At 60.4% G+C, this 20,283-nt stretch carries 17 protein-coding genes; 9 read left to right on the top strand and 8 right to left on the bottom strand.

Features of this window, described 5'->3' with window-relative positions; all coding sequences use genetic code 11:
- Positions 1 to 453: 453 nt before the first annotated feature.
- Complete coding sequence (locus tag ASC90_RS22425) at positions 454 to 1,320, bottom strand: tetratricopeptide repeat protein (RefSeq protein WP_056545432.1); 867 nt, start codon at positions 1,318 to 1,320, stop codon at positions 454 to 456.
- 136 nt (positions 1,321 to 1,456) lie between these two features.
- Positions 1,457 to 1,669, bottom strand: coding sequence for a 30S ribosomal protein S21 (gene rpsU, locus ASC90_RS22420; RefSeq protein ID WP_056545430.1), 213 nt, complete (start codon positions 1,667 to 1,669; stop codon positions 1,457 to 1,459).
- A gap of 432 nt (positions 1,670 to 2,101) precedes the next feature.
- On the opposite strand from rpsU (ASC90_RS22420), the gene ASC90_RS22415 reads away from it, so the two are divergent.
- From ASC90_RS22415 to ASC90_RS22370, 9 genes are all read left to right on the top strand, one after another.
- Complete coding sequence (locus ASC90_RS22415; RefSeq protein WP_056545428.1) at positions 2,102 to 2,311, top strand: cold-shock protein; 210 nt, start codon at positions 2,102 to 2,104, stop codon at positions 2,309 to 2,311.
- A 468-nt stretch (positions 2,312 to 2,779) separates the two neighbouring features.
- On the top strand, positions 2,780 to 3,019 hold the full coding sequence (gene rpsU, locus ASC90_RS22405; RefSeq protein ID WP_007527643.1) for a 30S ribosomal protein S21: 240 nt from the start codon (positions 2,780 to 2,782) through the stop codon (positions 3,017 to 3,019).
- Positions 3,020 to 3,060: 41 nt separating this feature from the next.
- Entirely contained in the window at positions 3,061 to 3,288 is a 228-nt protein-coding gene (locus ASC90_RS22400) for a hypothetical protein (RefSeq protein WP_056545424.1), read from the top strand.
- A gap of 451 nt (positions 3,289 to 3,739) precedes the next feature.
- Positions 3,740 to 5,614 carry an adenylate/guanylate cyclase domain-containing protein gene (locus tag ASC90_RS22395; protein WP_056545422.1) on the top strand — a complete coding sequence of 625 codons (1,875 nt, stop codon included), beginning with the start codon at positions 3,740 to 3,742 and terminating at the stop codon, positions 5,612 to 5,614.
- 265 nt (positions 5,615 to 5,879) lie between these two features.
- On the top strand, positions 5,880 to 7,133 hold the full coding sequence (locus tag ASC90_RS22390; RefSeq protein ID WP_056545420.1) for a sarcosine oxidase subunit beta family protein: 1,254 nt from the start codon (positions 5,880 to 5,882) through the stop codon (positions 7,131 to 7,133).
- 12 nt (positions 7,134 to 7,145) lie between these two features.
- The gene (locus tag ASC90_RS22385) at positions 7,146 to 7,487 is read left to right on the top strand and encodes a sarcosine oxidase subunit delta (RefSeq protein WP_056545418.1); all 342 of its coding nucleotides are present in this window, start codon (positions 7,146 to 7,148) and stop codon (positions 7,485 to 7,487) included.
- Positions 7,484 to 10,477 (top strand): sarcosine oxidase subunit alpha, encoded by a 2,994-nt coding sequence (locus ASC90_RS22380; protein WP_056545412.1) that lies wholly within the window; start codon positions 7,484 to 7,486, stop codon positions 10,475 to 10,477. Before ASC90_RS22385 ends, ASC90_RS22380 begins: the two co-directional genes overlap by 4 nt.
- Positions 10,470 to 11,018, top strand: a complete 549-nt coding sequence (locus ASC90_RS22375; protein WP_056545411.1) for a sarcosine oxidase subunit gamma — start codon at positions 10,470 to 10,472, stop codon at positions 11,016 to 11,018. The genes ASC90_RS22380 and ASC90_RS22375 overlap by 8 nt, the downstream gene beginning before the upstream one ends.
- Positions 11,019 to 11,170: 152 nt before the next feature.
- Positions 11,171 to 11,566, top strand: a complete 396-nt coding sequence (locus ASC90_RS22370) for a VOC family protein (RefSeq protein WP_056545409.1) — start codon at positions 11,171 to 11,173, stop codon at positions 11,564 to 11,566.
- A gap of 54 nt (positions 11,567 to 11,620) precedes the next feature.
- On the opposite strand, the gene ASC90_RS22365 is transcribed toward ASC90_RS22370, so the two are convergent.
- The 6 genes from ASC90_RS22365 to glgC all read right to left on the bottom strand — a co-directional run bounded on the left by ASC90_RS22365 (position 11,621) and on the right by glgC (position 20,276).
- A complete protein-coding gene (locus ASC90_RS22365; protein ID WP_056545407.1) occupies positions 11,621 to 13,207 on the bottom strand; it encodes a sulfatase-like hydrolase/transferase in 1,587 nt (528 codons plus the stop codon).
- Between the two features lie 183 nt (positions 13,208 to 13,390).
- A complete protein-coding gene (locus tag ASC90_RS22360; protein WP_056545405.1) occupies positions 13,391 to 13,879 on the bottom strand; it encodes a MaoC family dehydratase in 489 nt (162 codons plus the stop codon).
- Between the two features lie 90 nt (positions 13,880 to 13,969).
- Positions 13,970 to 15,925, bottom strand: a complete 1,956-nt coding sequence (gene glgX / locus ASC90_RS22355) for a glycogen debranching protein GlgX (RefSeq protein WP_056545403.1) — start codon at positions 15,923 to 15,925, stop codon at positions 13,970 to 13,972.
- 4 nt (positions 15,926 to 15,929) lie between these two features.
- Positions 15,930 to 17,561, bottom strand: coding sequence for an alpha-D-glucose phosphate-specific phosphoglucomutase (locus ASC90_RS22350; RefSeq protein ID WP_056545401.1), 1,632 nt, complete (start codon positions 17,559 to 17,561; stop codon positions 15,930 to 15,932).
- Positions 17,562 to 17,567: 6 nt separating this feature from the next.
- Entirely contained in the window at positions 17,568 to 19,010 is a 1,443-nt protein-coding gene (gene glgA, locus ASC90_RS22345) for a glycogen synthase GlgA (protein ID WP_056545399.1), read from the bottom strand.
- A 3-nt stretch (positions 19,011 to 19,013) separates the two neighbouring features.
- Positions 19,014 to 20,276: a glucose-1-phosphate adenylyltransferase gene (gene glgC, locus ASC90_RS22340; RefSeq protein WP_056545398.1), complete on the bottom strand. Its 1,263-nt coding sequence runs from the start codon at positions 20,274 to 20,276 to the stop codon at positions 19,014 to 19,016.
- Positions 20,277 to 20,283 lie beyond the last annotated feature (7 nt).

Below are 20,283 nucleotides of genomic sequence, written 5' to 3'. Positions count from 1 at the left end.
ACTGACACGAAAGCAAAAATCTGGATCACCGCACTTGCCCTCACGCGCTCCCGGATTTCCTGATAGCCTGCTATCGAAGCGCTGCCATGTTAGGGGCAGCTTTTCCCGCTTGCAACACACTAAAACATGTTGTCGGCATTTTGGATATTTCTGCTCGCTGGAAAAATTGGCCGAATCTGGATGGTCGAAACGGCACGAGGAGCGGATCCTGCTCACCGTTCAGAATCTCGCATGACGCGAGTAGCTCCGCAAGAGGCGCGAGCGGTGCGCCCGAACGCATGACGGCGACGTGGAGGCACTGCTATCCGACATTGCCGATTACCGGAAAGCCATCCTGCGGGATGCGACGATAGCCGATCGCGGGTGATCTATCCGCAAGCCGTAAGCATTCGCGAACATATCCCGGAGCCGCACGACAACAGTGCCTGCGGCTCGGCTGACATCCGGTTGCTCTTAACCGGCAGTGGGGACACCGACGCGCGCCAGGCCGTCTTTCGCCGGCTGGTATTTCGCGTCCAGGCCGATCGCATGACGATAGGAGCGGGCGGCCTTCTGCTTGTCACCCTTGCGCTCATACACCAGAGCCTGGTTGGCCCATGATTCGGCAATGTTTCCGTTCAGCTCGATTGCATGGTTGAAATCGGCAAAGGCGTTGTCGTCATCGTTCAGCGCGATATAGGAGATGCCGCGGCCGTTGTAAGGCTCAGGCGAATTCGGCGCGAGCGAGATCGCCTTCGAGAAGTCGTCGATCGCCTTGTCCTGCTGATTGCGCTTCTGATAGATCAGGCCACGGTTATGATAGGCGCGGCCGTCGGTCGTGCCGTTCTGGATCGCCTTGTTGAAATCGTTCAAGGCGGCATCGTCCTGGCCGGCGGTGCGGTAGACGTTTCCGCGGCCGATAAGGGCGACGTCGTAGTTGGGATTGATCTGCAGCGCGGCGTTGTAGTCCTGAACCGCCTGCTGCTGCTGGCCCATGTTGCGATACACCAACGCGCGGTTGGCGTAAGCCTGATAGAACTTCGGGTCGAGTTGGATCGCCGTGTTGAAATCGTTCAGCGCCTGTCGGAAATCGCCGCCGCGACCGTAGGCCGAACCGCGCACGTTATAGCCTTCCGGATCTTTCGGATTGGCATTGATCACCGATGTCAGCGAGGCGATGTTTTCCTGCGAGCCTTGTGCCTTGTCGATACTTATGACGGCATCGGAGGTGTTGCTGGTGGTGCAGCCGGCAAGGCCGAGTGCTGCAACAAACGCCAATACCGGTAGAACGGCAATTTTTGGCGGGCGCAAGGAATGGATGTTCAACATGATATCAGCCATGCGGGCTCGTTTTCCCCCAGTGCAGCCCGTTCCAACCGCGGACGGGCAAGCTTCAGTAGCAAATGAAAAAGGCGGTGGCGACCAGATCGCCCCCGCCAAAATGCATCTGAAAACGTCGAAATAACGACCGCAGCGCTTAGTGCGCCACAACACCTTCGCGCTGGGCCCGCTTGCGAGCCAACTTGCGAACGCGACGAACAGCCTCGGCCCTTTCGCGAACGCGCTTCTCCGAAGGCTTTTCGTAGAAGTCACGCATCTTCATTTCGCGGAAAATACCCTCGCGCTGCATCTTCTTCTTGAGAGCGCGGAGAGCCTGGTCAACATTGTTATCGCGGACAAGTACCTGCACGAGTGTCACGTTCCTTTGGTTTGGTTGAAGCTTGTTTCAGCATGGCGCCAGAGGCAAAAAAATACACGTTCGCGCGGCCGCAGCCTTGCGATTGGTGTGCGGATAACAGATCATGTGGTAAAAGTCCATATAGGCTGGCGGGTTTGACGGCAAAATTCTGGGTGCCGGTTCAATTGGTCGCCATGCGCATTCGCCGTGTTACCGCGCAAACTGGCCAGGAAAGCGCTTGGGCCTGGGGCCAGCTTGCCCAGAGTATCCCCGTTATTTCCGGTTCATTCCTTGCATCCGCGGCCTTTTGCGTTATAGTGACGGTATCGACTATTGCTTGTGACCTTTGTCAAAGAGCCTATCGCTCCGTCAGATCTCCTCTCAAAATCGATCAAGCTCAGCGAATACTCGCCGGGTAATAACGAGCATTGAAAGGCGATCGTTATGACTTCAGGTACCGTAAAGTGGTTCGACAGCACCAAGGGTTTTGGCTTCATCCAGCCGGATGATGGTGCAGCCGACGTTTTCGTCCATATTTCGGCGGTCGAGCGTGCTGGTATGCGCGGTTTGGCCGACGGTCAGAAGATTACCTATGACCTCGTCCGCGACCAGAAGTCGGGCAAGAATTCTGCAGACAATCTGCGCGCGGCATAATTGTCATTCGCCTTGGCTGACCACGGGTTCACCGGCGGCCGCGGGCAGTGACGTAAGAGGTCGGGGTTACGCCCGGCCTTTTGTGCTTTTCAAAAACCACGACGATGGCTCGGTGAAAACATTATGGCACGCAGTCCCAGATTTGCTGTCGGAGACAAGATCGTTCTGAAGGATGGATTCGTCCGGACGGACAGCGCAGGAAGAACATGCACGATTTCGGGCGTTCTTCCGTTCGATGGCAGCCGTGCGCAATACCGGGTCCGCTTCGAGACCGAAAATTTTGACCGTCGAATTATCGAAAGCGATATCGACGTGACTCAGTCGGCATCATCGGTGCCAAACAACGAAACCGTGACGAGTGTCGAGACCGGGTCTTGGCTCAAGTCTTCTAGCATCAGGGTCAGGAAATAGTCTCCGGCTCCGTCGTCACCCAACTGGCAATCTGATTGCCGCATGAAAGGAAAGAGTTTGCAGGTTCTCGTCAGGGATAACAATGTCGATCAGGCGCTCCGCGTTCTGAAGAAGAAGATGCAGCGCGAAGGTCTCTTCCGCGAGTTCAAGGCGCGTAGCGCCTATGAGAAGCCATCCGAGAAGCGCGTTCGCGAAAAAGCCGAAGCCGTGCGCCGCCAACGCAAGCTCGCGCGCAAGAAGCTTCAGCGCGAAGGCCTGCTGCCGGCTCCCAAGAAGGCCGTACGCCCGGCGCGCTGACCTGCCATCTGGCAGGATTCGTCTAGATAGAGAGAGTGCAGATGACTTCAAAAAATGAATTCTTCAATCCAGCCAAGCTCTCATCGCGCGACAAGGCGGCTGCCACTGACACAACGGCCAGAGCAATTGTGACGGCCGAGACTGCCGCTCGCGAAAAGAAAACGGAAAAGCTGAAGGCCCTGCGTTTGCAGCAGGAAGCCGAAGCACCACCGGCCGCCGCCCCCGCGAAGAAGAAGCGGGCGGCGTCCAAGTTGGCATCGTCCTCCTAGGACCCGTCCGCCGGCGCACCCCCACTCCAAAAAAAATCCGCAATGGCACCAGGCCTTGTTGTGCCTGTGCCACTGCCTCTCAATCTCTCCGCAGTGGCCCAATGCAGCCCGACCGGCCTCGCTGCGCTATTATGCGCGGGAGCGCAGGCTCTATTTCCGACCGAGGGGCGTGCTTGACGCTGCTCTGGCTATCGATTTGCTCTGTCGGAGTTCCACCGGTGGAACAGGGCCTCGACTTCTCCGGCTCTATTCACTGACACATGTGACTGCATCGAGAGATGCCCAGCAGGCTGCAGCAGCATGAGCACACCCGATGCCCACGCAGCGCACCCCCACATCAACAAATCTCGCGATTACAACCTGCTGGTGCTAGAGTGCAGACTAGCGGGCGACCCTTGTGCCTTGGTGTGTTGCGGCAAGGTGCCGGCTCTCGATCGGGGGAACACTTGCAATGGCAACAGCGCGCGTCGAGCGACGGCTTGCTGCGATACTGATGGCCGATGTCGTCGGTTATTCTCACCTCGTCGAACAGGACGAGGTCGGTACACTCCATGCGCTGAGGGATATCCAGCAAGATGCCATCGCACCGCTCCTCGCAGAGCACCATGGTGTGTTGATCAAGCTGCTGGGCGATGGCATTCTCGTTGAGTTCGCGTCGGTGGTGGATGCGGTTACCTGCGCCGTCGCAGTGCAGAACGCGGTTGCCGCACGGCAGGCGGATATTGCATGCGGGAAACGGATTGTGTTCCGCATAGGCGTCAATCTCGGAGACGTCGTCGTAGAGAACAGCGATCTGCTCGGAGATGGCGTTAATATCGCCGCCCGCCTCGAGCAGCTTTGCGAACCTGGAGGCGTGCTGATCTCCGGCACTGCCTATGATCATCTACAGGGGAAATTCACTCTACCGCTCGATTTTGCCGGCATTCAGCATGTGAAAAATATCACCAGGCCCCTGCGTTCCTACAGCGTGCGGATGGATGGACGCAGGCTGCCTTGGCGGGTGCGCTTGCGGCAATATTCGGCTCGCGTCGGATGGACCGCGGTCCTGATCGCCGTCGGCCTGGCAGCTGGCGGCTGGTACTCGCTCTTGCGGCCGGGTACGGACCAAATCGTCGCTACGAACACTCCGTCGATCGCGGTTCTTCCCTTCACTGACATGAGTGGCAAGGCGACGCTTGCGTATTTCGGTGACGGCGTGGCCGAGGACATAATCTCAATGTTGTCGCGCGTTCCCGACCTGAAAGTGCTGGGCCGCGACTCGTCATTCGCTTTCAAGAGCCAGCCGGTCGATGTGCGCAAGATCGGCGCTGAGCTGGGCGTCTCACATATCCTCCAAGGCAGTATTCGAAAGGACGCTGACCGGCTGCGCATCATCGCGCAGCTCGTCGAGGCCAGAACCGGCGAACAAGTCTGGGCCGAACGCTTCGACCGCGACGGCACCGACCCATGGGACATACAGGACGAGATCACGGAAAAGATCGTAGCCGCACTCGCGGGCGACGCCGGCACCTTGAAGCAGGCGCAGTATCGCCAAGTCTGGGGGAAAGACCATACCGATCTCGAGGAGTACGACTACTATCTCCGCGGCAATGATCTGCTGGTGCAGCTCAGTCGTGAAACGACGGAGCAGGCGCTTCGGCTATTGACGGAGGGGCTCTCGAAGTTCCCGGATTCTGCTCTGTTGAAGATCAAGCTCGGACTTGCCTATTTCATACGCGGCTGGAACGGCTGGAGTGAGAACCTCCCGGCCGACTATCAGCAGGCCGCCACCCTTGCCAGGGAGGCGATGGCTCAGCCGACGCTCTCGCCAATGGAGCGGCGGTCGGGTCACTATCTGTCAGCCTTCGTCCGCGTGACGGAACGGAAGTTCGCCGACGCGCTTATCGAAGCAGACGCTGCGATCAATCTGTCGCCATACGATGCCGAAATGCTTGGAGCTCTCAGCCAGGTCCTGATCGCGGCAGGAAAGCCCGCACAGGCGTTGGAATGGATCGACCGGGCAGAGGCCAGACAGGCGGCAAACCCCCAGATATTGCAGGAGTTGGCCTTCTACAGAGGATGGGCCCTTGTGGTCGAAGGCAAGTTCGAGGAGTCGCTTGTCGCACTGAAGGTAGACCAGACGGATTTCTTTAGTCCGTTGATGCAGGCAATCGCTCTCAATCGCCTCGGACGAACCGAGGAAGCAGCGGCGGCGATGAAGAAGGGCCTCACCATCGACCCCGTTTTCACACAGGCCAAATGGCGCGAGCTGTTCTTCTACAGCGATCCCGCCATCCTCGAACGCGAAGTCTCCGATCTCGCCAGTCTTGGCCTGCCCGCCAAGTGAGGGCGCCGGCTTGACGATGCTACCATGGAGTCGTGCCTGCGTTGTTCGCGCGAAGGCATTGCCGTTGTGCCACCCGGGCTCAGGACATGTGTCAGCTGTACATGCCGCACTTCAGTCCATGGCGGCGCAGAGCCGTGCGCTGCATTCTCCCGCCGTGTCAAAACAAAAGCCACTGCGCGTCGCAAAAGAAACGTTGTGCCGCTTTTGGATTTGCGATTTGTATGGCCGACGAGAAGGGACCTTTCCCCGAAGGAGATGAAGGCGGATGCGCAGATACTCGGTTTTTGCCGTGGCACGGGAGGCTCTGAGGGGGCACAAGGGTTGGGACAGGCAGTGGACCTCGCCGGAGCCGCGCGCCGAATACGACGTCATCATCATCGGTGGCGGCGGGCACGGTCTGGGTGCGGCCTATTATCTCGCCAAGGAACACGGCATCACCAATGTCGCGGTGCTCGAAAAGGGCTGGCTCGGCGGCGGCAATACCGGTCGCAACACGACCATCATCCGCTCGAACTATCTCTACGAAGAGAGCATGCACATCTACGAGCATTCGATGAAGCTCTGGGAGAACCTCTCGCAGGATCTCAACTACAATGTCATGTACTCGCCTCGCGGCGTGATGATGCTGTCGCACAATGTGCACGACCAGCAGTCGTTCAAGCGTCATATCCACGCCAACCGACTTTACGGCATCGACAATGAATGGCTGACGCCGGAGCAGGCGAAAGCCTATTGTCCGCCGCTCGATATCTCCGCCAGTGCCCGCTACCCGATCAACGGCGCAGCACTCCAGCGTCGCGGCGGCACGGCGCGCCATGATGCGGTGGCCTGGGGCTATGCGCGCGCGGCGTCCGATCGTGGCGTCCACATCATCCAGAACTGCGAAGTCACCGGTATCCGCCGTGGTCCCGATGGCCGCGTCACCGGTGTCGAGACCAGCCGCGGCTTCATCGGTGCCAGGAAGGTGGGTGTTTCCGCGGCGGGCCACACCACAACGATCATGAAGATGGCCGATGTGCGGGTGCCGTTGCAGTCGAGCCCGCTGCAGGCGCTGGTGTCAGAACCGCTGAAGCCGATCTTCCCCTGCGTCGTCATGTCCAACACGGTGCATGCCTATATCTCGCAGTCCGACAAGGGCGAGCTGGTCATCGGCGCCGGCACCGACCAGTACAATTCCTACAGCCAGACCGGCGGCCTGCAGATCATCACCCATACGTTGGACGCCATCTGCGAGCTGTTTCCGATGTTCCGCCGCGTCAAGATGATGCGGCAGTGGGGCGGTATCGTCGACAACACGCCGGATCGTTCGGCGATCCAGTCAAAGACGCCGGTTCCGGGGCTCTACGTCAACTGCGGCTGGGGCACCGGCGGCTTCAAGGCGACGCCGGGCTCGGCCAATCTCTTCGCGCACCTGATCGCCCGCGACGAGGCGCACAAGTTCAATGCCGGCCTGACGCTGGACCGCTTCCGCACTGGCCGTCTGATCGACGAAGCCGCCGCCGCCGCCGTCGCGCACTGACACGAGGACACCATGCTTCTTATCTATTGCCCATACTGTCAGGAAGAGCGCTCGGAGCTAGAATTCCGTGGCGCAGGCGACGCCCATATCGTGCGGCCGGAAAATATCGCGGCGATTTCCGACGAGGAATTCGAGCAATATTTCTTCTTGCGCGACAACCCGAAGGGCCTGATTTTCGAGCGCTGGCGCCACCAGCACGGATGCGGCCGTTTCTTTAACGCGGCGCGCGACACGATCAGCGACAAGTTCATCATGACCTACAAAGCCGGAGAGCCGAAGCCCGAGATCGGCGCCGCCAACGTTCCACACACTCCCATCGAAACCTACGAAGCACTAGAGGGAGAAGCGAAATGAGCGGTCCGAACCGTATCGCCGGCAAGGGTCGCTTGACGCCGGCCAGAACCGCGCGTTTCACCTTCGACGGCAAGAGCTATACGGCGCTTGAGGGCGACACCGTCGCCTCGGCGCTGATCGCCAATGACATCCACCTGGTCGGTCGCTCGTTCAAATATCACCGCCCGCGAGGTATTCTCTCGGCCGGTGCCGAAGAGCCGAACGCGCTGATCGACGTGGCGCGTGACAGCGCCCGCAAGCAGCCGAACGTGCGCGCCACGGTACAAGAGGTGTTCGACGGCATGATCGTCGAATCGCAGAACCGCTTTCCGTCGCTGGCCTTCGATATCGGCGGCATCAACAATTTCATGTCGCCGTTCTTCGCGGCCGGCTTCTACTACAAGACATTCATGTGGCCGAAGGCGGCATGGAAGCATGTCTACGAGCCGATGATCCGCCGCGCAGCCGGCCTCGGCGTGGCGCCGAAGGAAGCCGATCCGGATCACTATGCCAGCCGCTACGCGCATTGCGACGTGCTGGTTGTCGGCGCCGGTGTTGCAGGTCTATCGGCAGCCCTTGCTGCGGCACACGCCGGCGCCAAGGTCATCCTCTGTGACGAGCAGGCGGAAGCCGGAGGGGCGCTGCGCTTGGATAGCGGCGTCAGGATCGATGGTCTCGGCGGCTACGAGTGGGTGCAGAAGACCGTTGCCAGCTTGAAGACGATGGACAATGTGCAGGTTCTCACCCGCACAACCGCTTTCGGCTACTACAACCACAACTTCGTCGGTCTCGCCGAACGCGTCACCGATCATGTTGCAAATCCTGACCGCCACCTGCCGCGCGAGCGTCTGTGGCAGCTGCGCGCCAAGCGCGTCATCCTCGCCAATGGCGCGATCGAGCGCCACATGGTGTTCCCCAACAACGACCGTCCGGGCATCATGCTGGCGTCGGCCGCGCGGATGTATCTCAACCAGTACGGCGTCGCCGTCGGCCAGAAGGTCGGCGTCTATACCGCGCATGACTCGGCCTATGAGGCCGCGTTCGACCTGAAGCGTGCCGGTATCGAGATCGCCGCGATCGTCGATTGCCGCCAGACGCCAGGTGCGGAAGTGCTTGCCGAAGCACGTTCGCTCGGGATCGACGTGCTTGCCGGTCAGTCCGTGGTCAATACCTCGGGCAAGCTGCGGATCTCCTCGATGACCGTTGCCCGTAACGGCGGAGGCTCGCCGCGCAAGATCGCGGTCGATGCGCTGCTGGTCTCGGCCGGCTGGACGCCGTCGGTGCATCTGTTCTCGCAGTCGCGAGGCAAGGTGGCCTTCGAGCCCGAGACACAGCGCTTCCTGCCCGGCACCTATGCCCAGGATTGCCTCTCTGTCGGCGCCTGTAACGGCACTGATGACCTGCAGCAGACGATCGAGGAATCGCTGGCTGCCGGCGAGCTGATGGCGCGGGCGGCAGGTAAGTCGGGGGGCGGCAAGATCAGCCTCTCCTCCCAGCAGGCCTATCAGTGGACGGGCGGCATGATCGGTGCTGCCGAAGGGGCCGGGCCTGAGACCAGCGCCAAGGCGTTCATCGATTTCCAGCACGACGTCTGCGCCAAGGATATTCGCCTTGCTGTGCGCGAAGGCATGCACTCGATCGAGCACATCAAGCGCTTCACCACCAACGGCATGGCGTCCGACCAGGGCAAGCTCTCTAACATGCACGGCCTGGCGATCGCCGCCGAAATGCTGGGCAGGGAGATTCCGCAGGTCGGCCTGACCACCTTCCGCGCGCCTTACACGCCGGTCACATACGGCACGCTGATCGCCCATTCGCGTGGCGAGCTGTTCGACCCGACGCGCAAGACGCCGCTGCACCTGTGGGAGGAAGCCCAGGGTGCCGTGTTCGAGGATGTCGGCAACTGGAAGCGCGCGTGGTTCTATCCGCGTGCCGGCGAGACGATGCACCAGGCGGTTTCCCGCGAATGCAAGACGGCGCGCGATGTCGCCGGCGTGTTCGATGCCTCGACGCTAGGCAAGATCGAAGTTGTCGGCCCCGACGCCGCCGAATTCATGAACCTGATGTACACCAACGCCTGGGACACGCTGAAGCCGGGCAAGTGCCGCTACGGCATCATGACCCGCGAGGACGGGTTCGTTTACGACGACGGCGTGGTCGGGCGTCTGGCCGACGATCGCTTCCACGTGACCACGACGACGGGCGGTGCGCCGCGCGTTCTCAACCACATGGAAGACTATTTGCAGACCGAATTCCCGCACCTGAAGGTCTGGCTGACGTCGGTGACCGAGCATTGGGCCGTCATTGCCGTTCAGGGACCGAAGGCGCGCGAAATCATCGCGCCGCTGGTCGAGGGTGTAGATCTCTCCAACGACGCCTTCCCGCATATGAGCGTTGCCGAGTGCACGGTCATGGGTGTTCCAGCGCGGTTGTTTCGGGTGTCGTTCACTGGCGAAGTCGGCTTCGAAATCAACGTGCCGGCTGATTACGGTCAGTCGGTGCTGGAAGCGGTATGGGCCAACGCCGAACCGCTCGGCGCCTGTGTCTATGGCACCGAGACGATGCACGTTCTACGCGCCGAGAAGGGCTACATTATCGTCGGACAGGACACGGACGGCACCGTGACGCCCGACGATGCCGGTCTTTCCTGGGCCGTGTCCAAGAAGAAGACGGACTTTGTTGGCATTCGTGGTCTTAAGCGGCTGGATCTGGTGAAGGACGGCCGCAAGCAGCTGGTCGGTCTCGTCACCCGGGATCCGAAGCTGGTGCTCGAGGAGGGCGCACAGATCGTCGCCAACCCGAATGAGCCGAAGCCGATGACCATGCTGGGGCATGTGACATCGTCCTACTGGTCAGAAAATCTCGGCAAGTCGATCGCATTCGCTCTGGTAGCCGGTGGCCGCGCACGGATGGGCGAGACACTCTACGTGCCGATGCCCGACAAGACGATCGCCGTCGAGGTGACGGACATGGTGTTCTTTGACAAGGAAGGAGGCCGCATCAATGGCTGATACGGCAGTTCGCAAATCCGTGCTTTCCGGTCGCCATGGCGGCTCGGCCGCGGTGCGCCTGACACCTGCACCCGCAGCGACCCGCGTTGCGTTGCGCGCACCGGCGGAATCGCTGGCTGCACTTTCCGCCTCACTCGGTGTGAAGGTGCCGAATGCGCCAAAGACGTCAGGTCGATCGCAAGGTCGCGCGGCGCTCTGGCTTGGCCCGGACGAGTGGCTGATCATCGACGAGAGTGGCGCCGACCTGATGAGCGGCCTTGCCAACGCAGGCGTGGCCCATTCGGCCACCGATGTGTCGCACCGCAACGTCGCGATCATCGTGTCCGGTCCGGGCGCGGAGAACACGATTTCCGCTGGCTGCCCGCAGGACCTGTCGCTCGAAGCCTTCCCGGTCGGCGCCTGCTCGCGCACGTTGTTCGGCAAAGCCGAAATCGTTGTGTTACGGACCGAGGAAGACACATTCCGCGTCGAATGCTGGCGATCGTTCGCCGATTTCGTCTTCGGCTTGCTGGCCGAGGGTGCGGAAGACGCGATGCATTAAGCGCCGTTCGCTTGCAATTTCGATCTGGAGCGGTGCACTCTACCGTCTCCAATCGGCTTCAAGTTGCACGACCGCCGCCATTCGTGTCATCATCCACCGGTGGCGTGCACTACAATCATCACGCCATCGCAGGGAGTGCGGGGGTGTCTTCGATGATGCTGCATCACGTTTCCATTGTCGTGACGGATCTTGATCGCTCGGTTGCCTTCTATCGCGATGTCTTTGGAATAGAGCAAATCGAGAGGCCGCCTTTCAATAGCGTTGGCGCGTGGTTCGCATGCGGCGCGCTGCAAATCCACATCATCCTCAACCCGGCCGGGACCTTCCGGCGGGCGGCTACCATCGACACGACGGACGGACATTTTGCGTTCCGCACCGATGATTTCGACGGTTGCGTCAACGACCTGATAGCGAAGGGTTTTCGGGAGGATGCGCCGGAGGGCGATCCCTGGCGGTTGCGGGTCAGACGCAACGGGCCGGCCGGCTTTCTGCAAGCCTACCTGCTCGATCCAGATCGCAACATCGTCGAAATCAACGGTGCGCCATAGCGGTATCCCTGCAGCCAAAAGTCCTGTTTCGGTTGAGCTTTGCGGGCGGCAGGATTAGCTTCTGGCCTTCAGATTCCACAATCGGTCCCGGAGCGCCGTGTCCGAGACGATTGCCTTGTTCAGCTCGTTGAGGCCGAACGCTTCCATCAGTGGTTTGCGATCCGACAACAGGGAGACGCCGAGTCCGGCCCTGTGATCCGGCAAGGTGTAGCCAAGCGCTTCAAGGATTGTCGGATAGGCATCGATCATGGTGGCCCCAACCGAGGAGGTCTTGCCGGCGAGACCTTCGGCTATGACGATAAAGGTGTTATGGCGTTTCTCGCTTTGCAGTTTCCTGGAAATCTCGTTGCGCATCGCCAGGTGATCGCTCTGGATCACGACAACGGTGTTTTCCAGCAGGCCGGCGTTCGAAAGGCGCTGCACGAACTCTTCGGTCAGCCGATTCGTGCAAGCGAAAGCTTGCATGGTGTCACTTTCATGTTTCATGATTTCCGGCCGCGTCTTGCAACTCCGTGAGACGTAGCCTGATGGGCTATGCCCTCCGAGTGTCGTCAACGTCAGATCGAAGGGTCTCGCAGACTTAGACAACCTTTCAATCTCTCTGAAAGCGAAGCCGAACACATCCTCATCGTCCAGACCCCATGCATTTGGCGGACTTTTCCCCGCGATCGCGAGTTCGTCGTAGCCAAAGGCGTTCTTGAAACCGTGACCGTGCAGGTAACGGTCGGTGCCGGCAAAGGAGAGTTGCGCTCCCTTGATAAAGACAAGGTCATAGCCATCCCGGGAAAGAAGGTCACCCAAACAAAAAGCCGAGGGCATGAAATGGGTGGTGTGCTCGAACTTGTTGCCGTTGAGTGCCCCAAGATTAAAAAGCGGGACGCCGCAGCCGCTCGATACGACGCCGGCAAGTGTCCAGCCAGTCAGTTCCGCCTGGTCAAGTCCCGTCGCCGAAAAACCGTTGGCTTCCAGCCGCTTCAAGGGGGCTGCGACATCGTCAAAGAGGCGCTCGTCCCAAAGTGTTCGCTCTGTGCTTTCCAGGTAGATGTGAACAAGGTTCTTCCTGATCCCTTCATCGAGGTGAGCGAGGCGCGGATCCACATAGTATTGGAGAAGCGACAGGCTTTGGGACGCGTAAGCGCTGGCGACGTAGGTGCTGATCGCCAACGTGAAGGGATTGAGCAGCATTAGCGGAACGAACAGGATCTTTCCCAACCTCTGAAGGACCGTGCCACCTCGGGAAAGTTTCGTCCAGCAAACGAAGATGAGGCCGAACGGCAGGGAACTGGAGAAGATCTGGTAGGCGATCTCCCCGGCGACTCCGTTCGAGTCCAGGTCGTACTGAAAATGAAAAAGGATCGCCGAAATGGAAAACTGCCCGAAGACGCAGATGAACATGTACCAGATCATCAGGAGCCCGAGAGGCAGCATCGGCAACCACCAGCCGCTATTGATCTCGCTCTTCGAAACGGTACGTCCGAACCCCGCAAGTGCAAGGGCGGCGGCGGCGATTGGAAACAGGAAGAAGATCAGAAACTGGTCCGCTTCAAACGCGTTGACGGCGACAGTCAGGCACGCAAAAGCGAAGGTCGTCACCCAAACGAGCCAGAATGGCTGGGTCTGACGCTTTGCATGGCCGAACATCCGATATCTCCCGCCTCGGGTTGTTTCGGTTTATCGTCGTCCGCGAGCGTAAAATTCTAGTTAAGCGTGCATCAGATTCAGCGGTTGTAGTTCCCGTGGTTAATACTTGCCGCACGCGACCGATGGGATCACGGCGCGCTGGGCGGATCAACCATGGGCCGAGACGGCAGCGTGCAGTCTAAATTAGATGTTCTCGGGCCTGTTCTTTGGGTCAAATTGGATGATGGTGATCCACTTGGCGGTGAGAGCAGGCTTCTTCTCGTTCTCAACCTCGATGGAGATATCGTAGGTCGTCATCAGCATGCCAGCGCCGCGGAAACGGGCGTCGGCGAGAATGAAATGACCGCGGATGCGGGCGCCGGATTTGACCGGCGCCACGAAGCGGACGTTCTCGAAACCATAGTTGATGCCCATGGTCTGCTCACGGACTTTGGGCAGGCAATTGTAGTTCATCGTCGAAAGTAGCGAGAGTGTGAGGAAGCCGTGGGCGATGGTGCCGCCAAACGGGCTTTCGGCCGCGGCGCGTTCCGGATCTACATGGATGAACTGGTGATCGTCAGTCGCGTGCGCGAAAGCATCGATCATCGTCTGATCGACAAGAAGCCAGTCCGAAAGGCCGGTTTCAGTGCCGATAAGCCCGCGGACGTCCGCGAGCGAAATTTCATTGATCATTGATTCCTCTTGAAGAAGGCCGCGTGCCCAAAGGCTTACATTGGCTTTGTGACGATTGCGACAAGGATTTGCGCGTATGGGTAGTGCAATTCAATTTTCGAGGTAGAAAGCGACGGCGCGCGGCGGGACGATCGGCGAGATGTCGGTAGCGTTCGAGCCATCGGCCGTTATGCGCCGCCACGAGCCCGTCAGCGCGAAGGCGGCTGCCTCCGTCGACCGATTGAAAAGCACGGCCAGACGCGTCACCGTTTGCCCGTCTCGGGTGGCGAGCAGCATGCCGAGCGTTGCAAAGTTCGGCGTCTCCCATTCGCTGACGGTCATTGGCTGGCCGCTCGCCGATATCCATTCGACGTCGCCATTGCCGGAGAAAAAGGATGTCTCGGAAAATACCGAAAAGCGCTTGCGCAGCGCCGAGACAAAGGCGGTATGGGCAATGAGATTGTCGTCCAGCCTGCTCCAGTCCACCCAGGTCATCTCGTTGTCCTGGCAATAGCCATTGTTGTTGCCGTGCTGGGTGCGTCCGCCCTCGTCGCCGGCTGTCAGCATGACGCTGCCGCGCGTGACAAAGAGCGTCGAAATCAGCGCCATCAGGTCGTCACGACGCTTTTGGAGGATGCCGGGGTCGGGGGTCTCGCCTTCTACGCCGTTGTTCCAGGAATGGTTCGCGTTGTGCCCGTCGCGGTTGTCCTCGCCGTTTGCCTCGTTGTGCTTGGCGCTGTAGGAGACGAGGTCGTTCAGCGTGAAGCCGTCATGGGCGGCGAGGAAATTGACGCTGCGTGTCGCCGTTCCGCCGTTTCGCGAAAATATGTCGGAGGAGCCTGCAAGGGCTGTGGCGAGCGGACCGGTCTTGTAGTCGTCGCCTCGCCAGTAGCAGCGCACATCATCGCGCACGCGGTCGTTCCATTCGAGGAAAGGCGTCGGGAAATTGCCGAGCTGGTAGCCGCCGGGACCGATGTCCCAGGGCTCCGCAATCAACACGCGATCGACGAGCACGTCGTCGGCGAGGATGGCCGAAAGCGTCTCGGCATGGCCTTCGAAGCCGCTTTCCGTGCGGCCGAGGACCGGCGCCAGGTCGAAACGGAAGCCATCTATGCCGGCGCCCAGCACGAAATGGCGAAGGCTGTCGATGATTAGTTGCCTGACATAGGGATGATCGCAGGCGACGGTATTGCCCGTGCCGGTGTCGTTGACCAAGCAGCCGGGGTTGTTTGCGGCGTGGCGGTAGAAGGAAGGGTTGTCGAGGCCGCGGAACGAAAGCGTGGTGCCGTAGCGGTCGCTCTCGCCGGTGTGATTGAAGACGAGGTCGAGAACGACGGCGATGCCTTCGGCGTGCAGCTTGGCCACCGTGTCGCGCAGTTCCTTCACGCCGCCCGGCACGAGTCTCGGGTCAAGCGCCATGAAGGCCACGGGGTTGTAGCCCCAGCCGTTGTGAAGGCCAAGCGGGGGCAAGTGGCGCTCGTCGATCCATGCGGTAATCGGCATCAATTCGACAACGTCGACGCCAATCCGCTTCAGGTGGGCGATGACGGCGGGATGAGCGAGTGCTGCAACGGTGCCGCGCTGCTTTTCCGGTACCTCGGGATGCAGCATGGTGAAGGGCTTGACCGCGACCTCGTAGATGAAGCCGCCAGGCTTGAAGACCGGCTTCTGCGGTTGAGCCTCCACATCGCGGGTAACGATCGCTTTTGGTACCAGGTGCTGGGTGTCACTACCAAAGGTGCCGAGGACGGGGTCATGCTGGAAAGGTCGGTCCAACTCCTTGGCGTAAGGGTCGACAAGCAGCTTCGACGGGTCGAACCAGAGGCCGCTGTCCGGTGCATAGATGCCGTCGGCGCGGTAGCCGTAGCGCGCACCTTCCTTCAGGCCATCGACGAAGAGGCGATGAACATGATCATCCCCTCTTGCCGTCGGTAGGCGGGCGATCTCCTTCCCGGCCTCGTCGAAGAGGCAGAGGTCGATCCGGGCGGCGTGATCCGACCACACGGCGAAGTCTACGCCTGTTTCGAAAAGCACCGCTCCGCCTTGACCCGGATTGCGCGCCGCCATGTCGTCAGGTGATGACGGAAGGAGCGTCGCGTCCGGTTCGGCTGCGAATATCGGCGATGGTTTCGGCTGCGGCGATCAGGTCGGCAAGCGCTTCCTGGGTCTCGATGTTGTGGCGGCTCGAATCCGGTTCGTAGCGTTCGATGTAGACGCGCAGCGTCGCGCCCGAGGTGCCCGTGCCGGAGAGGCGGAACACCACGCGCGAGCCGCCCTCGAACATCACGCGGATGCCCTGATGCTCGCTCACCGACTTGTCGATCGGATCGTGATACGCGAAATCATCGGCTTTTTCGACCTTCAGAGAACCGAACGTCTTGCCTGGCAACGTGGCGAGCTGTTCACGCAGGTTTGCCATCAGCCCATTGGCTGCATCGGTGTCGACACCTTCGTAGTCGTGGCGCGAGTAGTAGTTGCGGCCGTAGGTCTGCCAGTGTTGCGTGACGATGTCCTGAACGCTTTCGCCACGCACGGCCAAAATGTTGAGCCACAGCAGAACCGCCCAAAGGCCGTCCTTTTCGCGTACATGGTTGGAGCCGGTGCCGGCACTTTCCTCGCCGCAGATCGTCGCCATTCCGGCGTCGAGCAGGTTGCCGAAGAATTTCCAGCCGGTCGGCGTCTCGTACATGCCGATGCCGCGCTTTTCTGCGACGCGGTCGGCCGCGCCCGAGGTCGGCATGGAGCGAGCAATGCCCGCGAGGCCGCCGGAATAGCCCGGAGCAAGGTGGGCATTGGCTGCGAGGATTGCCAGGCTGTCGGACGGCGTCACGAAGATGCCACGGCCGATGATGAGATTGCGGTCGCCGTCGCCGTCGGAGGCAGCGCCGAAGTCGGGCGCGTCGTCGCCCATCATCTCGTCGTAGAGTTCCTTGCAGTGGACCGGGTTCGGGTCGGGATGGTGGCCGCCGAAGTCGGGCAGCGGCATGAAATTGCGGACCGATCCCGACGGCGCCCCGAGGCGGCTCTCGAAGATCTCCTTGGCATAGGGGCCGGTGACCGCGCTCATCGCATCGAAGGCGACGCGGAAGCCGAGGCTGATGAGATTGCGGATGGCTGTGAAATCGAACAGCTCTTCCATGAGCGCCGTGTAGTCTTCGACCGAATCGAGGACCGACAGAATCATACCGCCCGGCAGTTCGTCCTTGCCGATGCGATCGAGGTTGACGTCGGCGAAGTCGGCGATCTTGTAGCTGTCGATCACCTTGGTGCGCGCATAGATCGCGTCGGTGATCTTTTCAGGCGCCGGACCGCCGTTGCCGATGTTGTACTTGATGCCGAAGTCTTCGGTCGGGCCGCCGGGATTGTGGCTGGCGGAGAGAATGATGCCGCCAAAAGCCTTGTACTTGCGAATGACATGGGACGCTGCCGGTGTCGACAGAATGCCACCCTTGCCGACGATCACCTTGCCGAAGCCGTTGGCGGCGGCCATCTTGATCGCCTTCTGGATGACTTCCTTGTTGTAGTAGCGTCCGTCGCCACCGATGACGAGGCACTTGCCCTGGTAGCTCTCCAGCGAATCGAAGATCGACTGGATGAAGTTCTCGGCGTAATTCGGTTGCTGGAATTCGGGAACTTTCTTGCGAAGGCCGGAGGTGCCGGGCTTCTGATCCTGGTAGGGCGTAGTGGATACGGACTTGTTCATTTTCTGTCACTTGCCTTTCGGGGCGAGGCTTGAATAGAGGGCAGCATAGCGCTCGGCGCTTTTCTCCCACGAAACATCCGATTTCATGCCCTGCTTTTGCAATTGGGTCCAGACCTTTTGATCGCTGTAGAGATTTAGCGCACGGCGGATTGCCTGCAACAGACCAGACACGGTTACAGGCGAAAATTGTATTCCTGTTGCCACCTTGGCCGCAAGGCCCGCATGGTTGGCGTCGATCACCGTGTCATTCAGCCCGCCCGTGCGGGCGACGATCGGCACGCAACCGTAGCGCAATCCGTAAAGCTGCGTCAGCCCGCAGGGTTCGAAACGAGAGGGGATGACGATCGCGTCGCAGCCTGCCTGCATCAGGTGGGACATCGGCTCGTTGTAACCGATGGAGACGCCGATCCGGCCCGGGTGACGCGCGGCAGCGGCAAGCAACGAGCCTTCGATCGCCGCTTCGCCCGAGCCGAGGATGGCAAGTTTGCCGCCCATACCGACGATCTCGTCGGCCGTAGCGGCGATGAGGTCCATTCCCTTCTGCCAGGTCAGGCGGCTGATGACGCAGAGGATGGGAGCGCTGTCGTGATGAAGGCCGAAAAAATCGGCGATCGAGGTGCGGTTCTCGACACGGTTCTTCAGTGTCGATGCATTGTAGTGGGTGTGGACAACGGGGTCCGTCGCCGGGTTCCAGATATCGGCGTCGATGCCGTTGACGATGCCATGCAGGGAATCGACGCGGCTCGCGATGACGCCCTCAAGCCCCATGCCGAACTCGGGAGACAGGATTTCGGCGGCATAAGATGGGCTCACCGTGGTGATCGCGTGCGCGGTCTTCATGCCTCCCTTCAGGAAGCCGATACTGTCGTAGTATTCGATGCTTTCGGCGGAGAAGGCATGCGGCGGCAGCCGGAGGCCGGGGAATATTTCGGCGCCGAACTGGCCCTGGAACGCGATATTGTGGATCGTCAGGATGCTTGGCAGCTCCGGCGTCGGATAGTAGCGCATGTAGACCGAGGTCATAGCGGCCTGCCAGTCATGCGTATGAACGAGATCCGGCCGCCAGCCGGGCATCAGCCCCGCGGCAATTTCGGCGCCGGCAAGCGAAAGGGCCGCGAAGCGGCGCCAGTTGTCCGGATAATCCTTTCCGGACCGGTCAAGATACGGACCGCCGGAGCGATCGTAATAGGCGGGTGCATCAAGCACGAGGACGTCAATTCCCTCGTGCTCCACCTCCAGGATCGTCGCAGGCTCACCCAAGAGATCGTCGAACTGCAGTCGGACGACGGGATTGCGAATGGCCTTCATCACCGCGGGGTAGCCGGGCATGAGGGTCTTCGTTTCGATGCCGAACCGCTTTAGTGCTATTGGCAGGGCGCCGGCCACGTCGGCCAGGCCCCCTGTCTTGATCAAAGGGAAGACTTCGGACGAAACCGAAAGAACTTTCATGTGCTACAGACCCAGCTTGTCGATCATTGGCTGCGTAATCAGGCAAATGCCGCCTTCGCTGCGGCGAAAGCGCTTGGCGTCAAGTATCGGATCCTCGCCAACCACGAGGCCTTCGGGAATGATGACGCCATGATCGATCACGACGTCCTTGAGTTGGGCGTGGCGGCCGATCTTGACGCTCGGCAGAACGACGGCGCCATCCAGCTTGGAATAGGAGTTGGCGCGCACACCGGTGAAAAGCAGGCTCTTGTTGAGGGTTGCCCCCGAGATGATGCAATCGCCGGCGACGACCGAGGATGTCGCCGAACCACGGCGGTTCTCGTCGTCGTGCACGAATTTCGCCGGCGGCGAGATCTCGGCGTAGGTCCAGATCGGCCATGACTTGTCGTAGATATCGAGTTCGGGAACGATCGCGGTCAGGTCGATGTTGGCCTGCCAATAGGCGTCGATGGTTCCGACGTCGCGCCAGTAGGGCTCGCGCTCGAAATCGGAGCGGATACAGGAATTGGCGAAGCGGTGGGCGATCGCCCTACCGTTCTTGACGATGTAGGGGATGATGTCCTTGCCGAAATCCTTGCTGGAATTCGGATCGGCAGCATCGCGGCGCAGCGCATCGATCAGGAATTTCGTGTGGAAGACGTAAATGCCCATGGACGCAAGCGCGAATTCCGGCTTGTCGGGAATGCCCGGCGGATCGGCAGGCTTTTCGATGAAGTCGATGATGCGATCGGTCTTGTCGACATGCATGACCCCGAAGCCGACAGCCTCCATGCGGGGCACTTCAAGGCAGCCGATCGTGACGTCCGCGCCGGAATCGACATGCTGCTGCAGCATGTTCTCGTAGTCCATCTTGTAGATATGGTCGCCGGCGAGGATGACCATATACTCGACGCCGTAATCCTGGATGATGTCGATGTTCTGGTAGACGGCGTCGGCGGTGCCTTCGTACCACTGCGTTTCCGAGACGCGCTGCGACGCCGGCAGGATGTCGAAGCTCTCGTTTCGCTCGGGACGGAAGAAGTTCCAGCCGCGCTGCATGTGGCGGATCAGCGAATGCGCCTTGTACTGGGTCGCAACGCCGATACGGCGGATACCGGAGTTCAGCGCGTTCGATAGTGCGAAGTCGATGATGCGCGACTTGCCGCCGAAATAGACCGCCGGCTTTGCGCGGCGGTCGGTGAGTTCCTTGAGGCGGCTTCCCCGACCGCCGGCTAGAACATAGGCCATTGCATCGCGGGCAAGTGGCTGAATGCGTTTTTCTACCATTTTTGTC

The organism is Rhizobium sp. Root1220 (assembly GCF_001426265.1).
Taxonomy (GTDB): Bacteria; Pseudomonadota; Alphaproteobacteria; order Rhizobiales; family Rhizobiaceae; genus Rhizobium.
Note: the sequence above shows the minus strand (reverse complement) of the source record. Positions and strands in the feature narration are given on the sequence as shown.

Coding starts and splice junctions, on each gene's coding strand:
- ASC90_RS22425 (WP_056545432.1), bottom strand. CDS start 1,320: ATGGCTGATATCATGTTGAACATCCATTCCTTGCGCCCGCCAAAAATT.
- ASC90_RS22415 (WP_056545428.1), top strand. CDS start 2,102: ATGACTTCAGGTACCGTAAAGTGGTTCGACAGCACCAAGGGTTTTGGC.
- ASC90_RS22400 (WP_056545424.1), top strand. CDS start 3,061: ATGACTTCAAAAAATGAATTCTTCAATCCAGCCAAGCTCTCATCGCGC.
- ASC90_RS22395 (WP_056545422.1), top strand. CDS start 3,740: ATGGCAACAGCGCGCGTCGAGCGACGGCTTGCTGCGATACTGATGGCC.
- ASC90_RS22390 (WP_056545420.1), top strand. CDS start 5,880: ATGCGCAGATACTCGGTTTTTGCCGTGGCACGGGAGGCTCTGAGGGGG.
- ASC90_RS22385 (WP_056545418.1), top strand. CDS start 7,146: ATGCTTCTTATCTATTGCCCATACTGTCAGGAAGAGCGCTCGGAGCTA.
- ASC90_RS22380 (WP_056545412.1), top strand. CDS start 7,484: ATGAGCGGTCCGAACCGTATCGCCGGCAAGGGTCGCTTGACGCCGGCC.
- ASC90_RS22375 (WP_056545411.1), top strand. CDS start 10,470: ATGGCTGATACGGCAGTTCGCAAATCCGTGCTTTCCGGTCGCCATGGC.
- ASC90_RS22370 (WP_056545409.1), top strand. CDS start 11,171: ATGATGCTGCATCACGTTTCCATTGTCGTGACGGATCTTGATCGCTCG.
- ASC90_RS22365 (WP_056545407.1), bottom strand. CDS start 13,207: ATGTTCGGCCATGCAAAGCGTCAGACCCAGCCATTCTGGCTCGTTTGG.
- ASC90_RS22360 (WP_056545405.1), bottom strand. CDS start 13,879: ATGATCAATGAAATTTCGCTCGCGGACGTCCGCGGGCTTATCGGCACT.
- glgX (WP_056545403.1), bottom strand. CDS start 15,925: ATGGCGGCGCGCAATCCGGGTCAAGGCGGAGCGGTGCTTTTCGAAACA.
- ASC90_RS22350 (WP_056545401.1), bottom strand. CDS start 17,561: ATGAACAAGTCCGTATCCACTACGCCCTACCAGGATCAGAAGCCCGGC.
- glgA (WP_056545399.1), bottom strand. CDS start 19,010: ATGAAAGTTCTTTCGGTTTCGTCCGAAGTCTTCCCTTTGATCAAGACA.
- glgC (WP_056545398.1), bottom strand. CDS start 20,276: ATGGTAGAAAAACGCATTCAGCCACTTGCCCGCGATGCAATGGCCTAT.